The sequence below is a fragment of the Afifella sp. H1R genome, assembly GCF_021462425.1.
GTDB lineage: Bacteria > Pseudomonadota > Alphaproteobacteria > Rhizobiales > Afifellaceae > Afifella > Afifella aestuarii.
Map to the genome: position 1 here is coordinate 1,805,625 of NZ_JAKEDY010000001.1, position 15,052 is coordinate 1,820,676.

Consider the following 15,052-nt stretch of genomic DNA (forward strand, 5'->3'; position numbering starts at 1 on the left):
ATTGGTGTTTATTGAACGACCATCGTCTCGATGATCAGCTCGCTCACCTTGCCGTTGGTCCTCACGACGGAACGATCGTTGAGATCGTCGCGCAAGTGCTGCAATGCACTCGGGCCCTGGAATTGCGACAGCGGCATGGTCCGCACGAAGGCCATGATGTCCTCGCGGATCTCCCCGGCGGTCACCTCCGGGTTTTCAAGGGCGCCGTTGGGAAACACGATAGAGGTTTCGAGGCGAACCCAGACATCCGACGGATCGGCCACATTCACAACGACCGGACCGACGGGCTGCAACACCATGTCTCCGGAATAGAGCAGCTGCGGCTCATCTTCCGGCTTCTCCTTGAGCTTCTCGGTGACCGTCGCTTCGATGGCGCCGGCCAGATAGATCCCTATGCCCGCGCCAGCTCCGCCGGCAAGCAGCGTGACAGCAAGCACGCCAAGAAGACCCATCAGGAAGGAGCCCTTTTTCTTGGGCGCCTCCTCACCGACATCGTCGGCCAAAGCCGCGGATGCGTCGCTCATCAGAAAGGCACCACTTTGTCGTAAATCCGCTGGCCCCAGGCCGGCTGCTGCATGTCGGAAATTCGGCCGCGGCCGCCATACGAGATGCGCGCCTCCGCGATCTTGTCATAGGAGACAGAATTATCCGTGGAGATGTCGGAAAGTCTGACGATGCCGGCGATATTGAGCACGCGGACCTCGTTGTTGACCTTCACCTCCTGTGAACCGCTGATCATCAGATTGCCGTTGGGCAATTCCTCGGTGACCAGCGCAGCAATCGACAAACGCAGTTTTTCCGAGCGATCGATCGAGCCCTCGCCCTTGGTCGACGTCTTTGACGCAACATTGAGACCGCCGGAGCCCTCACCCGATTCCTTTTCGACGTTGAAGCCGCCGAAGCCGAGAAACCCGCCAAAGCTGAGATCGGACTTCGAATCTCGCGATCGGTCGCTTTGGTTGTCGAATTGGGCCTTGTCGTTAATCTGGATATTGACCGTGATGACGTCACCGACTTGCCTTGCCTTACGATCGGTGAAGAGGACTTGCTTGTTCCCGCTCCAGAGAGACTGGAACGTCTTCGGCTCCGGCTCGACAAAGCTGACAGGCAGAGGCTGGCGGTTCACAACGATCCCCTCGCCCACCGGGCTTAGCTCCGGTCCGGTGATGATGTTGTCGTGCGAGCAGCCGCCCATGACGAGCAGCACCGCGATTGTGCAGATCTTTTTCATCCCGGATTTTTCGCCTCATCACTCGCTCTTGCGAGCCCTGCCATCGTAGTCGTGAGCTGCGCCGCCTTGATTGGCTCCATCTCGTTCAAGATCGCGCTCGCGCTGCGAGGCTTGAGCTTGACCAATATCGCGGCCGCAGCGGCCGGCGCCATCACAGCCATCTGCTGAGACGCTGCATCGGGGCGCATTTGCGTGAATATCGCGACGACGCTTTCCTCAGCCTTGCGCAGGAAGTCCTCGCGACGTTTCAGCCATTCTTCATATTCCGCGCGCTTCTTTTCGAGAGCTTCGATACGTCCGTTGACGTCTTCCTCGAGCTTCTTCAGAGCAGCGACCTGGCGCGCATAGCGCGCATCCGTGGCCTCGTCGGTGATGTTGCTGCAATACTGCCGCGCATTTTCCGACTGCACAGCTGCCGTGGTCTGCGCAGGCGCAGGTTTCGGCTCAGTCTGCAGAACGGAAGCCGCATTGGCATCCCCAGCGACCGCGCCGGTCGCAGGTGGTTCCGCATCCAACGGAATGGGCAGGACATTCGCTATATCCTGCGCTTGCTGTGCAGCATTCGACATCTGCGCCTTGGCGAAAGCAGGCACCAAAACCAAGGCGCTCGTTGCCAGCAGACAGGCAAGCGACTTACGAAATTCTCGGACAGGCGTGCTCATCTTCGGCTGCCTTTCTCCAGATTTTTCTCAAGGGCCGGGGCCGGTTGGGTGCCCGACAGTCCGTGCTACTGAACGACGAGTTCGCCCTGAAGCGCACCGGAAGTTTTGATAGCTTGAAGGATCGCGATGATATCGCTCGGTTTCAGCCCGATCTGGTTGAGCCCATGCACGAGGGTCTTCAAATCGGTCCCGCCGATGATGGCGAGATGACCGTCCTCCTCGGTGGCGTCGACCTGGGTCAGCGGCGTCACAACGGTCTGTCCGTCGCTGAACGGCTCCGGCTGCGACACCTGCGGCATCTCGGTCACCCGCACAGTGAGATTGCCATGGGTCAGGGCAACCTGTGAGATCTGAACATTGGAGCCGATGACGACCGTGCCGGTGCGCTGATCGACGACGACGCGCGCCGGGGTGTCCGGTGCCACTCTTAGCTGCCCGATCGCGGCCATGAAGCGAGCGGACGTGATCCCGGCGGGCCTGCGCACGGCGACACTCCTCAGATCACGTTCGACAGCCAGCGAGCGCCCGAACTGACGGCTCGTATAGGCATTGACCGCATCAGCAATCATCGCCGCGGTTTTGAAGTCCGGGTTGTTGAGCACGAGGACAAGCTCGCCCAGGTCTTCCATCGAGCCCGGAACCTCACGTTCCACGATCGCTCCGTTCGGAATCCGGCCGACCGTCGGAACGCCCTGCGTCACAGTCTCAGCCTGCCCGCCCACGCTGAGGCCAGAGACCGCAACCGGCCCCTGTGCGACGGCGTAAACCTCACCATCGCCGGCTGAGAGTGGGGTCATCAACAAGGTACCGCCCTTAAGTGAGGTTGCATCACCAATGGACGCGACGTTCACGTCGATCTCACCACCGCGCCCAGCGAAGGCCGGCAGATTGGCGGTCACGGTCACACCGGCGACATTGCGGGCGCGCAGGGCCGCCCCACTCACATTGATACCAAGACGGTCGAGCATCGATTCCAAAGCCTGACCAGTGAAGGGCGAATTGCGCATGGAATCGCCCGTACCTTGCAGACCGATGACAAGGCCGTAGCCGATCAGTTGGTTCTCTCGCACACCTTGAACCGTCGTGATGTCCTTGATGCGAGCTCCGGAGGACGGATCGATACCCGCAATCTGATTGGGATCCCCGATCGGCACATTTCCGACGAGATCGGCGGCCCAGACTGTGTCGGCGGCAACGAGCGCAACAGCGCAAAGGACGGCGGCAAGCCTTTTCATTGTCCCACCTTCACGCTTCCGTCCCCCTGGACGACCCCGGCAATCACCTGGCCGGAATCGACATTGCGGACGCGAATGACATCTCCGAGAGAACCCGCCTCGAGAGCGAGCACTCCGGCCGTCATCGACAGCCCTCCGGACTGATAGACCGCCCGCGTGAGCGAGCCGCGCGCGATGATTTCCGGCTCCTCTACCGCATTCGACGGGATGAGCCGTTCCGGCACGAGAGTACGTCGCGCCACTTTGCCGACGAGGGCATCGATATCGTCAACCACCGGATAGCGCGAACGCGTATTCGGCAGGAAGTTCATCTCCTTCAGCATATCCCGATCGATCACATCGCCCGGATAAACGGTGACGGACGGAACAGGCAGGAGATCGTAGGGTTGATCCTGCTGCTGCGCGGCAGCCGGAACGCTCGCTGCGAACACAAGCGCGCAGGCAACGAGAATGCGTCGGGCGGGAACGACGCGCGCGAGCGCGTTCGTTGCCTTACGCCGAAGGCCGATGAAGTTCCTCCCCATCATCGGCTTGCTCAGCGAATGCCCTTGGAGACCGTGCCCGACATGTCGTCGGCTGCCTGGATCACCTTGGAGTTCATCTCATAGGCACGCTGGGCTGCGATCAGTTCGGTGATCTCTTTCACCGGATCGACGTTGGAGCCTTCAAGATATCCCTGATTGATCTTGCCGAATCCCGGATCGGTCGCAACGCCCGTGGTCGGCTGACCCGAAGCCGTCGTCTCGCGGTAGAGATTGCTGCCGAGAGGCTCAAGACCTGCGTCATTGGCGAAGTTCACAAGCGTCAGCTGTCCAAGAAGCTGCGGATTGGCTTGCCCGGCGATCGTGGCATAGACCTCTCCCGATTCGTTCACCGTGATGTCGACGGTATCAGTCGGGAAGGTCATCGCCGGCTCGACGGTGTAACCGTCGATCGTTACGAGCTCGCCGTTTGGACCTTTGTTGAACGAGCCGGCACGCGTGTAAAGCGTCTCGCCTGCCGGGTTGGTGATCTGGAACCAGCCGCCGCCGTTGATGGCGAGATCCAGCGGGTTGCCGGTCTGGCCGAGGGGTCCTTGAATATGGAGGTTGCGCACGCCGATCGTGCGCGTGCCCAGCCCAATACGGGCACCTTCCGGAACAGGGTTGCCACCGCCTGCATTCGGCACACCCGCCGTCCGCTCCGTCTGGTAGAGAAGATCGGAGAATTCAGCGCGGGCGCGCTTGAAGGAGGTCGTATTGATATTGGCGACGTTATTGGCAATGACTTCGACATTCATCTGCTGAGCAGCCATGCCGGTCGCTGCGATTGCGAGCGCTCTCATCTCAATCTCCTTAGATCTGCATCCGGCTGATTTCCTGGTAAGCCGCAACGACCTTGTCGCGGATTGCCAGAGACGCCTGCAGGGTTTGCTCGGCCGCCATCACGGCCTGAACCACGTCCTGGACAGGCATACCGCCGTTGATGCCCGTGATGGCCGCGGCTTCGCCGGCCTTCAAAGTGTTGAGCGCATCGCCCGAGATATTGGCGAGGACGCTGCCGAAATCGGCTCCCCCCGCCGCACCAGCGACTGAGGGCGTAGCGGCTGTCGAGCGGGTGCCGCTCAACGAAGCCGCGCTGTCGACCATGAAGGACAGCGATTGAACCGGAGAAACCATCAGCTATTCCTCAAGAGATCGATCGTGGTGGAGAACATGTTGCGCACCTGCTTCATCACCTGCAGGTTCGCTTCGTAAGACCTTGTCGTCTCGCGAAGGTCGGCCATCTCGATGATCGGATTGACGTTCGGCATCTTGACATTGCCGTTTTCATCGGCCGCCGGGTGGCCCGGGTCATGCTCCAGACGGAACGGCGCGTTATCGACACCGAGCGCTTTCACCTTGACACTTGCGGCATCAATGGTGCGATCGAGCACACTCTCGAAAGAAACGGTCTTGCGCACGTAGGGATCGGCGCCGGGCGTCGTACCGGTCGATTGCGCATTGGCGAGGTTTTCCGCGACGATCCTGAGACGCGTCGACTGGGCTCTGAGCCCCGAGGCCGCGATCTGGGAGGCGCTGGCGAGTGGATCGATCATCAGCTCGACCTCACGCTCATCAGGAACATGCGATGGAAGGCCTTCACCAGGCTAGCATTGAGCTGAAAGGTGCGGTCGGTCGCACCGGCCTTGACCAGTTCCTGATCAACACTCACGGAATTGCCTGAGAAGCTGACATCCCAGCTCTCCTCAGGCTTGATCTTGCCGGTCCCAAGCGACGTACCGGAGGTATCGATGTGTCCCGACGCGGTTTGCGTCATCTCAAGATGCGTGGAATCCAAGATCTTGGAGAAAGGCTCGATATCCCTGGCGACGTATCCCGGTGTATTGGCATTGGCAATATTGCCAGCGATCAGCGACTGCCGGACCGACGCCCATTGCGCCTGGCGGGCAGCGAGATCAAATAAATGAACGGGCTGCAAGAGGAACCTCCCTTTCGCTCTACGCGACCCTAGCTAGACATCGAGCCTTGCCCGAAGCTGGCGTGGGAAGCGAAAGGGAATGGCGGCGGGTACCGCCTTTCGTCAGGCGTCGTTGCGGGTCAGGTCGGCGACGGCCTGACTGAAACGCTCACAGAAATTCTCCTCACCTTCTCCGTGAAAAACGATGGAGAGGATGTCGAGACCAACATAATCGGTGTTGAAGACGAGATCGAACAAGGCTGTCACCTTGTCGTGGACGAACTCCATCCGGATGGCGATAGCGAAAGCATTGTGCCAATCGAACTGCACGGCTGCCTGCCGTGCGTACCGCAAAAGTTCCGGGCGTCGCAGCATTTCAGCCGAGGAATCGACGATATCGCGGATATTAGCCTCACGCTCCGCGTAGATGTAGTAGGCCATCACGCCGGCGTTGATGAGGTAGAATTCCGCCATGAACGGCTTCAACGCCTCCGCGAGAACTTTCTCGCAGGACAGGAAGTCCTGCTCGTTCTCAGGACACCGTTCGATCACTCTACGCTGAGTGGTGATGTGCATTACTCTCACGCGAATAGATATAATGGAGGAGTTTCGCGACGGCGACATAAAACTCCGCCGGAATGAATTGGTCGACTTCCACAGCATCGTACATTGCGCGGGCCAATGGCTTGTCCTCGATGATCGGAACATTGTGCTCGGTCGCGATTTCGCGGATCTTTAGCGCCACCAAATCGGCTCCCTTTGCGAGGACCAAAGGCGCTCCACCTTCGGCACGCTCATAGCGTATAGCAATGGCGAAATGAGTCGGATTGGCGATGATGAGCGTGGCACGTGGCACTTCCGCCATCATCCGTCGCTTGGCGCGTTCACGTGCGATCGCCCGCAAGCGCCCCTTCACGATTGGGTCTCCTTCCGCCTGTTTGAATTCCTCCTTGAGCTCCTGACGTGTCATTCTGAGATCGTTGCGCCAGCGCACGCGGGACCAGACGATATCGGCGCCCACGAGCACAATAGTGGCCACACAGATGGTGGAAACAAGGCGCACGGAGATCGACAGGATCAATTGCGGAACCAGGGTCGGGTCGCTGTACATGGCGCTCATGAGGGCGTTCTGGTCCGCGTTGATGACGAGTAGGCACGTGATGCCCACGGCCGTGACTTTGAAAAGCGCTTTCAGGAACTCGACGGCGCCCTGTTTGCCGAAAATCTTCTTCCATCCAGCAGCAGGCGAGATGCGCGACCATTGCGGCCGGATGCGCTCCAGAACCAGGCTCGGCACGTTCTGAAAGAGTGAAGCAGCGATACCGAAGAGCGCCAGAACGAAGATGGCCGGTAGGATGAGGCGCCCGCAATCCCAGGCGACGCGCCAAAGAAAGAGCGTCGCCTCTGTCCCGTTCGAAAGAGAAAAGCCTCCCGGATTGTCGATGAAGTGCATCAAGATAGCGCTGAGATCGCGGGCTGCGCCCTGGATCAGCAGCGTCATGATGATGAGGATCGCAAGTATCGAGGTAAAGATCGCCGCTTCACGCGAATGCGGCGTATTGCCCTTCTCCACCGCATCCGAGATCTTCTTCTCTGTCGGCTCCTCGGTTTGGCTGTCCTTGTCCGGCTTCTCCGACATAGCGAGTGCGCCTACATGACGTAGGCGTCTTCCTCATTGTCCGAATTGAGGTCGATCTCACCCTTTCCTGCCATATCGAGCGCCATGTCCGTGATGACACGGCGCGCATCCGTCACCTCACGATGCGGGGCCGGTTCACTGCTACTCAGTTCCTGCTCGACCATGCGCCGCACGCGCGAGGACAAGGAGGAAAGAATGATCTCGCGGAACTCCGCATCGGTGCCCTTGAGTGACATCACCACCTTGTCGGTCGGTGCACGGTCGAAGAGGGCAGTCCGCGCCTTCGGCGTGAGCTTCGAGATATCATCGAACGTGAACAACAGGCTCTTCAAGATCTCCGCAGATTTCGGCCGCGATTCCGACAGGCTGTTGAGCACGTCTTCCATGTGATCGCGCTCCATCTTGTTGACGATATCGGCCATCTTGGCGTGCGGATCCGCACCCTGATTGCGGGATAGGTTGGTCATGAAGTCTTCGTGTACGACGCGCTCAATGATGCGCATCGTCTCGTCCACCATCGGCTTGAAGCCGAGCATGCGGCGCATGACTTCGTTTCGGCGATCCGGCGGCAAATGCCCCATAACCTTCGCCGCACAAGTCGGCTTCACCTTCGAGAGGATAAGGGCCGCCGTCTGCGGGTGCTCCTTCAGAATGTAGGCCGCGATCAGGTTCTCCGAGACGTTGGACATGCGATCCCAGATGGAGCGGCTGGCATTGCCCATGACGTCGGCCATGATCTCGCCGATCTGATCAGGAGGCAAAACGCCTTCCAGAAGCTTTTCCACCTCTCCCGTCGTACCCACGAGCTGCGCGCCGTTCAGAAAATTGGAGGCAAACTCCTCGATCAGCTGTTCGATCTGCTGCGGCGGAACAGATTTGAGCGTCGCCACGGAGCGCGTGATGATTTTGATCTCCTCTGGATCGAAATGCTTCATCACGCGGGCAGCCGCGGGCTTGCCCATTGCCATGAGCAGCGCGGCGACACGGTCCGGCCCCTGGAGGGGCCGCGGCGCAGGCGGCTTGTTTGCGGTGGCTGCCATCTCGCCCTGCTTAGTTCGTCAGCTCGGCGCCAGCCGGACCAACGATCTCGGTCAGGGACACACCAAAGCGGGAATTGTCGTCTTCGACGACCACCACTTCGCCACGCGCAATGACGCGACCATTGACCACCACTTCGACCGGTTCGCCGACGCGGTGATCGAGCGGCACGATAGCGCCTCGGCCAAGCTTCATGAGATTGGCAACGGGCATACGCGCAGAGCCGAGCACGACCTGCATCAGCACGGGAATCCGCATGACGGATTCCAGATTGCGGCCGGTGCCAAAAGTCTCGCCCTGCCCTGCCGACACCTCCACGGTGAAATCATCCTCGTGCGTGGAAGTCTCGTTCAGCTTTTCCTGCATATCCTTCAAAGGATCTCCAGACATGAAAACGCTCCTCTCGATTCAATCCTGCAGGTCCTCACACATGCGGCGATGGACCAGCCCCCTTCAGCGCCGGCGCCCCAGTTCCCTGGTGCGCGAGCCCTTCACCCTGGCCACAGCTTCTTCACGTCGGTTGCGAAGCTGCAAAGCAACAGCAGCCGCGCACGCTCCCGCGAAGGCCGCCAGGATCGCCAGGTCAGTTAGAAAGAAGGTCATTGATGAACTCCTTCTCGGGATCAAAGACCTCTTCCACACGGAGCTTGTACGAGCCTTCCGTCTGGCCGAGCTGACACCAGAAAAGCGGTTGCTCATTCGCCTCGAGCTTGACGCGGCTTGCGGGCGTTGCCTGCAACTCCAAAACCTGGCCCACTTTAAAATGAGCGACTTCGTCCAGCATGATGCTGCGTTCTTCCAGCACGGCGCGGAGAGGCACACTCGCCTTCTTCACCTCGGTGCGAATTTGGCGCGACCAATTCGGATCACCGGCATTCGATTCGCCGGAGATCACGCGTGACAACACCTGCCGCATCGGCGTCAGAGCCGATTGCGGAATGATCACGAACATCTCACCGCCGCGTCCGAGCGCCTGCAGCAGAAACTTCGCCGCGACCGCCATGTTGTTGCGCCGCCCGATGACGGCGAAGTCCATGCGGGTTTCCTGACGTTCAAATTTGAACGGAGTGTCTGAGACGAGGGCGAAAGACGCCTGCAGCGCTTTGCCCGCCTGCTCGAACAGCATCTGCGCGATGCGGTTTTCGATCGTGGAGAAATTCCGCTCGTCGTCGAAAGGCGGTTCCGAGCCATCGGCTCCAAAAAGCACTTCGACCATCGAGAAGATGAAATCGCGATCGAAGCCGACGATGATGTGATTGTCCCAGGCCGGCGCATGAAAGATACCGGCGACGGCGTTCGCCTCATACATCTCAAGGATGTCGCCGATACGCCCACTCTCCACATGGCTCAGGGAGTAATAGGCCTGAGATGCGGCCAGTGTGCGCAGGCTGTCGGCGCAGAAGGTCGCCATGCGGTCGAAAATGATCTGCAGCATCGGCAGCTTGTCGACCGACAGACCTGCCGCATCGAGCAGCATGTCACGGATATCAGTGCCTTTTTGTGCTTCGGACATGGATCAGGCCGCCTGCTGCATGGGAGCTGCCGATGAGCTCGGAGTGTTGGAAATCGCCTCGTTTTCGACCTCGTCGATGGTCGGGCGCTCTTTGGAAGAAATCGTTTTGCGGCCATGCTCGAGCGCGACCTGAGGCAGCGCACCATTCATGAAGGCAATCAGCGTCTGCTTGACGATGACAAACGGCTGACACTGCTTTTCACGCAGAATCTTGATCTTGCCCGCGACCGGAGAAAGCACCGCGTAGGATAGAAAGATACCGACGAACGTGCCGATCAGCGCCGAGGCGATGTAGTGGCCGAGAATCTCCGGCGACTGATCGATGGCGCCCATCGCCTTCACGATCCCGAGGACCGCGGCGCAAATACCGATCGCCGGAAGCGCTTCGGCGACAGTGCCCAGAGCACTAGCCGACTTCAGCTTGTGCTTTTTGATCGTCGAGATCTCCTGCTCCATCAGGCCCTCGATCTCGTGCGAGCGCGCATTGCCGATGATGATCAGGCGAACGTAGTCACAGATATAAGCGGTGAGTTCCTTGTCCTTCAGGATCGACGGAAAGTGCTGAAAAAGCACCGAATTCGCCGGATCGTCGATATGCGCTTCGACCTCGTTGCGAGGCCGCGTTCTGAGATCTCTCATCAACGCGAACAGCAGGCTCAAAATGCTGAGATAATCGTTCCGCTTCGGGGCCGTGCCCTTCATCGCTTCAAAAATGCCCGCACCGGCATCTTTGATGATCGCCATCGGGTTGGCGATGATGAAAGTGCCAAGAGCGATACCGACGATGATGACGTATTCGAAGGGCTGCCAGATGACGCCCACATGGCCGCCCATTGCCATGAAACCGCCGAGCATCGAGCCGATGCCGATCACCAAGCCGAGTAGGATAGCCAAGAGCCTGCTCCATGTAGTGGTTTCGTTCGCAGCCCTCACTGTTCGATTTGGCTTGCGTGAAGCTGGAGCGCTCGGCAGCGCAGGCCGCAGCGCCGCAAGACCGGCAACGGCAGAAGAAAGCCAGTTTCGCGCAAGCTTGGCGACCTAGAGCCTCATCTCGATTGTGAGGCCGCAATGATCTCGACATCTATCAGCTATCAGCGCATCTCCGGCGACATGGACAAGTCTCTGAGCCGAGTCTCCAGCGACCGGATCGTGACGCGCGAAACCAATTACTATCTCGCCAATATCGGCACGATCAAATCGCTCGACGAATTCTTCGACAACGATCGCGTTTACAAATACGCGATGAAGGCCTTCGGCCTTGAAGATATGGCGTATGCCAAGGGCTTAATTCGCAAGGTCCTGGAAGAGGGCGTGAGCGATCCGAAGAGCTTCGCCAATCGCATGTCGGACGATCGCTTCGTGGAATTGGCAACCGTCTTCAACTTTGCAGAGAACGGCGAAACGACCACCGCCGCGAAAGAGGCGCAGCAGGGCGTCGTCGATCTCTATACCCGCCAGACACTCGAAGAGAAGGCCGGCGACGACAACGAAGGCGTCCGGCTCGCATTGTATTTCGAGCGTGCCGCTCCTGAGGTGAAGTCGGCTTACGGTCTTCTCGCTGATGATGCGCTGTGGGCCGTGATCAAAACGACCTTCGGCTTTCCCGCAGAAATGGCCAACGCCGCTATCGACAAACAGGCCAAGGCCGTCGAGCAGCGGATGGACATCGCTGATCTGAAGGATCCGGAAAAACTCGCCAAGCTCATTCAGCGTTTCACCATCATGTGGGACGCAACGGAAAACGTGACGGCGGATCCGATCCTCAATCTCTTTTCCAACAGCCGTTCGACATCGGTCAGCGCCGATCTCCTCCTGACTTTGAACCAGCTGAAGCACGGCGGAACCTGAGACATGCCGACAAGCACCTACGTCGCACTCTCCGCACAGGTGGCGCTCGACCGCCGCCTGACGACGGTCGCCAACAACGTCGCCAACATGAACACGGCGGGCTTTCGCGCGGAAGAGGTGAAATTCGACGCCGTGATGACGCGGACAGGTCCCGAGAAGGTCGCCTTCTCGTCACCCGGCGATACCTATATTTCGCGCAGTCCCGGCTCCGTCTCCTATACCGGCAACTCCCTCGACGTTGCCGTGCAGGGAGATGGATGGCTTGCGCTTTCGACCCCAGACGGCACGGTCTACACGCGCGACGGCCGTCTGCAGATGACCGCAACTGGCGAGCTCCTGAGCGCCGCCGGCTATCCGGTTCTCGATCCGGGCGAAGCGGGCATTCTTCTCGATCCGCGGGGCGGCGAGGTCTCCATCGCTGGGGACGGCACCATTTCCCAAGGCGGCAACCAGGTTGGCGCGATCGGACTCTTCTCGATTCCCGAGACCGCCAAGCTCAGCCGCTATGAAAACTCGGGCGTGATCCCGAACGAAGCGGCCCAGCCCGTCGAGGATATGACCGTCAACGGCCTGCGTCAGGGCTACGTCGAAGGCGCCAACGTCAATCCGATCTCCGAGATCAGTAAGCTGATCATGCTGCAACGCGCCTTCGACAGCGCGGCTTCCGCCGTGGAGAAGAGCGAATCCACGCAGCAGGAGGCAATCCGCTCGCTCGGCCCGTCCTGATCCATCAGGAAACAGAAGATCCGACATCAGGGGATGGCTGAATGACCGCTCTCGCGCGTCTCAAATCCGTGATCGACAGTGCCGCGGTCGAAATCCCGCCCGTGCGCGTGGGCGGCCTCGTGACGGAGGTGGCGCCGACTTACTGTCGCGTCGCTGGTCTTTCCCCATTCGTGCGGCTCGGCGAGCGGGTGCGTTTCTCTTGGGACAAGATGAACGCGCTTGGCGAAGTTGTCCGCATCGACGGGCGTGACGTGATCGTCAAACCTTTCGAGACGCGGATGCCCTTCGGCATAGGCACCGAGGCGCATCGTATCGGTGCGATCGGACTGGCCCCACGCGACGAATGGAAAGGCCGGGTCATCAACGCCATGGGCGAACCGGTCGACGGGCTTGGTCCCCTCGCCCACGGTCACCGCATGATGAATGTGGACGCCGAACCCCCGCCCGCCATGACCCGTGCACGCTTGCACCGCCCCCTGACGACGGGCGTGCGCGCAATCGATATCTTCACGCCGATCTGCGAAGGGCAACGCATCGGCATTTTTGCCGGCTCCGGCGTCGGCAAGTCCACGCTTCTGTCGATGATCGCGCATTCGCACGGCTTCGACACGGTCGTCGTGGCGTTGGTCGGCGAGCGCGGCCGCGAAGTGCGGGAATTCATCGAAGGCGCGCTCAACGGCAATCGCGCCCGCGCAGTCACGGTCGTGGCGACCGGCGACGAAGGCCCCATGATGCGCCGTCTCGCCCCGCTTTCGGCCATGGCGATCGCCGAATATTTTCGCGACCAGGGCGATTCCGTTCTGCTCATCGTCGATTCCGTCACGCGTTACGCGCATGCGGCGCGCGACATCGCTCTCGCCGCAGGCGAACCAGCGGTGGCGCGAGGCTATGCGCCCAGCGTGTTTTCCGATCTACCAAAACTCTTGGAGCGCGCGGGCCCCGGCGAGGAAGGAGCCGGATCGATCACCGGCATCTTCGCCGTCCTGATCGACGGTGACGACCATAACGATCCCGTGGCCGATGCCATCCGCGGCACGCTCGACGGCCATATCGTTCTCGATCGCTCCATTGCCGATCAAGGCCGCTATCCGGCCATCAACGTACTCGGATCGATTTCGCGACTGGCACAGATCGTTTGGACATCTGACCAGCGCGAGTTGGTGCGCAAGCTTCGGACCTTGATCTCTCGTTTCGAAGACACTCGCGATTTGAGGCTCATGGGCGGCTACCACCAGGGTGCCGATGCTGAGCTCGACCGGGCCGTTCAGCTCGTGCCGCGCGTCTATGATGCGCTGCGTCAGGACCCCTCGAGCCCACTCGCCCAGGACGCCTTCGCAGACCTCGCTGTCTTGTTGCGCCAGTAGGCGCCGCCGACAGCTTCACGCAAGCTCACCGGGCCAAACAGGCCACACAAGGGTTGAGGAAAAGGATTAAGCTGATGAGCCTCTATGGGATGCTCCGCACCGGCGTTTCGGGCATGAATGCCCAATCGAACCTGCTTGGCACGGTCTCCGACAACATCGCCAACAGCGGTACGATCGGTTACAAGCGCGCTGACACCCAGTTCTCATCGCTGCTCCTGAACAGCGGCAAAGGCAGTTACAATCCGGGTGCGGTGAAGACGGATATCCGTCATGCCATCAGCGATCGCGGACCACTGACCTATACGACGTCGAACACCGACCTCGCCGTCCAGGGCAACGGCTTCTTCGTGGTCAACGACCCGAACGGCAATCCGTATCTGACCCGGGCAGGCGCCTTCACCCTCGACGGCAACACCGGCAATCTCGTCAACACAGCCGGCTTTACGCTGATGGGTTACGATATCAGCGGTGGCGATCCGAGTGTTGTCCTGAACGGACTCACGGGACTTCAGCCCGTGAATTTCGGCGGCATGAACATGACCGCCAATCCGACCACCAGCGGCGTCTTCAAGGTCAATCTGCCCGATAGCGCAGAGGTCGTGACAGGCAACCTGCCGTCTGCCAACGCGGCGGACTCAGCCTATACCGCCAAGTCGTCCATTACCGTCTTCGACAAGGTCGGCAACGAAGTGACGCTCGACATCTACATGTCGAAGACGAGCGACAGCCCGGTGGAATGGGAATACACGGTCTACGATCACGCCGGCGCTACCGACGGTGGCTTTCCTTACGCTTCAGCCGCGTTGTCGACCCAAACGGTCACCTTCGATGACGCCGGGGCCCTGACGAGCACACCTGCTGAAATCGCACTGACGGTGCCGGGCGGCGAAGCGATCACGCTCGATCTCACTGGCACCACGCATCTTGCCGCCGAGTACATACCGATGACGGCGACCGTCAACGGCAATGCGCCGGCGACGATCAAGGATGTGACGATCTCCGAGGACGGAACAGTCTACGCCAATTACACCAATGGCGCGATGACCCCGGCCTTCCGCCTGCCGCTCGCCGACGTGCCGAGCCCGGACAAGCTCGAAGCCCTGTCGGGCAACGTTTTTTCGGTGACGCTGGAATCGGGCGCGATCGAGGTCGGCTTCCCGACGGAAGGATCACGCGGCGCGATCGTCTCCGGAGCCCTGGAGCAATCGAATGTCGACATGGCCTCCGAGCTTACCGACATGATCGTCGCCCAGCGGGATTATTCGGCCAATTCCAAGGTGTTCCAGACAGGCTCAGAGCTTCTGGACGTCCTGATGAACCTCAAGCGTTAATCGCGTCCTCTCCCACTGAAAGGGCA

19 protein-coding genes are annotated in these 15,052 nt (G+C 60.2%); 4 read left to right on the forward strand and 15 right to left on the reverse strand.

All coding sequences use genetic code 11. The features are described 5' to 3' along the window. Positions 1-8: 8 nt before the first annotated feature. From L0F51_RS08610 to motA, 15 genes are all read right to left on the reverse strand, one after another. On the reverse strand, positions 9-524 hold the full coding sequence (locus tag L0F51_RS08610; RefSeq protein ID WP_234628785.1) for a flagellar basal body-associated FliL family protein: 516 nt from the start codon (positions 522-524) through the stop codon (positions 9-11). Beyond that, positions 524-1,231 (reverse strand): flagellar basal body L-ring protein FlgH, encoded by a 708-nt coding sequence (gene flgH / locus L0F51_RS08615; protein WP_092810359.1) that lies wholly within the window; start codon positions 1,229-1,231, stop codon positions 524-526. Before flgH ends, L0F51_RS08610 begins: the two co-directional genes overlap by 1 nt. Continuing rightward, positions 1,228-1,893, reverse strand: a complete 666-nt coding sequence (locus L0F51_RS08620) for a MotE family protein (RefSeq protein ID WP_234628786.1) — start codon at positions 1,891-1,893, stop codon at positions 1,228-1,230. The genes flgH and L0F51_RS08620 overlap by 4 nt, the downstream gene beginning before the upstream one ends. Before the next feature lie 65 nt (positions 1,894-1,958). Continuing rightward, entirely contained in the window at positions 1,959-3,128 is a 1,170-nt protein-coding gene (gene flgI / locus L0F51_RS08625) for a flagellar basal body P-ring protein FlgI (RefSeq protein ID WP_234628787.1), read from the reverse strand. Next, positions 3,125-3,655 carry a flagellar basal body P-ring formation chaperone FlgA gene (gene flgA, locus L0F51_RS08630; RefSeq protein ID WP_234628788.1) on the reverse strand — a complete coding sequence of 177 codons (531 nt, stop codon included), beginning with the start codon at positions 3,653-3,655 and terminating at the stop codon, positions 3,125-3,127. Before flgA ends, flgI begins: the two co-directional genes overlap by 4 nt. A gap of 8 nt (positions 3,656-3,663) precedes the next feature. Beyond that, entirely contained in the window at positions 3,664-4,452 is a 789-nt protein-coding gene (gene flgG / locus L0F51_RS08635; protein ID WP_234628789.1) for a flagellar basal-body rod protein FlgG, read from the reverse strand. Positions 4,453-4,462: 10 nt separating this feature from the next. After that, positions 4,463-4,786, reverse strand: coding sequence for a flagellar hook-basal body complex protein FliE (locus L0F51_RS08640; protein ID WP_128291212.1), 324 nt, complete (start codon positions 4,784-4,786; stop codon positions 4,463-4,465). Then, complete coding sequence (flgC, locus tag L0F51_RS08645; protein ID WP_234628790.1) at positions 4,786-5,205, reverse strand: flagellar basal body rod protein FlgC; 420 nt, start codon at positions 5,203-5,205, stop codon at positions 4,786-4,788. The genes L0F51_RS08640 and flgC overlap by 1 nt, the downstream gene beginning before the upstream one ends. Then, positions 5,205-5,588 carry a flagellar basal body rod protein FlgB gene (flgB, locus tag L0F51_RS08650; RefSeq protein ID WP_234628791.1) on the reverse strand — a complete coding sequence of 128 codons (384 nt, stop codon included), beginning with the start codon at positions 5,586-5,588 and terminating at the stop codon, positions 5,205-5,207. The genes flgC and flgB overlap by 1 nt, the downstream gene beginning before the upstream one ends. Before the next feature lie 102 nt (positions 5,589-5,690). Further along, positions 5,691-6,143 carry a hypothetical protein gene (locus L0F51_RS08655; RefSeq protein ID WP_234628792.1) on the reverse strand — a complete coding sequence of 151 codons (453 nt, stop codon included), beginning with the start codon at positions 6,141-6,143 and terminating at the stop codon, positions 5,691-5,693. Then, positions 6,121-7,206 (reverse strand): flagellar biosynthesis protein FlhB, encoded by a 1,086-nt coding sequence (gene flhB, locus L0F51_RS08660; protein WP_092810343.1) that lies wholly within the window; start codon positions 7,204-7,206, stop codon positions 6,121-6,123. Before flhB ends, L0F51_RS08655 begins: the two co-directional genes overlap by 23 nt. An 11-nt stretch (positions 7,207-7,217) precedes the next feature. Next, positions 7,218-8,246 carry a flagellar motor switch protein FliG gene (locus L0F51_RS08665; protein ID WP_128291207.1) on the reverse strand — a complete coding sequence of 343 codons (1,029 nt, stop codon included), beginning with the start codon at positions 8,244-8,246 and terminating at the stop codon, positions 7,218-7,220. 10 nt (positions 8,247-8,256) lie between these two features. Beyond that, complete coding sequence (gene fliN / locus L0F51_RS08670) at positions 8,257-8,562, reverse strand: flagellar motor switch protein FliN (protein WP_370642383.1); 306 nt, start codon at positions 8,560-8,562, stop codon at positions 8,257-8,259. Between the two features lie 265 nt (positions 8,563-8,827). Then, the gene (locus L0F51_RS08675; RefSeq protein ID WP_234628793.1) at positions 8,828-9,757 is read right to left on the reverse strand and encodes a flagellar motor switch protein FliM; all 930 of its coding nucleotides are present in this window, start codon (positions 9,755-9,757) and stop codon (positions 8,828-8,830) included. Between the two features lie 3 nt (positions 9,758-9,760). Further along, the gene (gene motA / locus L0F51_RS08680; RefSeq protein WP_234628794.1) at positions 9,761-10,651 is read right to left on the reverse strand and encodes a flagellar motor stator protein MotA; all 891 of its coding nucleotides are present in this window, start codon (positions 10,649-10,651) and stop codon (positions 9,761-9,763) included. Positions 10,652-10,825: 174 nt separating this feature from the next. Between motA and L0F51_RS08685 the strand changes: the two genes are divergently transcribed. The 4 genes from L0F51_RS08685 to L0F51_RS08700 all read left to right on the forward strand — a co-directional run bounded on the left by L0F51_RS08685 (position 10,826) and on the right by L0F51_RS08700 (position 15,026). Then, positions 10,826-11,605: a DUF1217 domain-containing protein gene (locus L0F51_RS08685; RefSeq protein WP_234628795.1), complete on the forward strand. Its 780-nt coding sequence runs from the start codon at positions 10,826-10,828 to the stop codon at positions 11,603-11,605. 3 nt (positions 11,606-11,608) lie between these two features. Next, entirely contained in the window at positions 11,609-12,331 is a 723-nt protein-coding gene (gene flgF, locus L0F51_RS08690; RefSeq protein WP_234628796.1) for a flagellar basal-body rod protein FlgF, read from the forward strand. Between the two features lie 41 nt (positions 12,332-12,372). Next, positions 12,373-13,695 (forward strand): flagellar protein export ATPase FliI, encoded by a 1,323-nt coding sequence (fliI, locus tag L0F51_RS08695; RefSeq protein ID WP_234628797.1) that lies wholly within the window; start codon positions 12,373-12,375, stop codon positions 13,693-13,695. A gap of 74 nt (positions 13,696-13,769) precedes the next feature. Next, entirely contained in the window at positions 13,770-15,026 is a 1,257-nt protein-coding gene (locus L0F51_RS08700; RefSeq protein WP_234628798.1) for a flagellar hook protein FlgE, read from the forward strand. Positions 15,027-15,052: the final 26 nt, after the last annotated feature.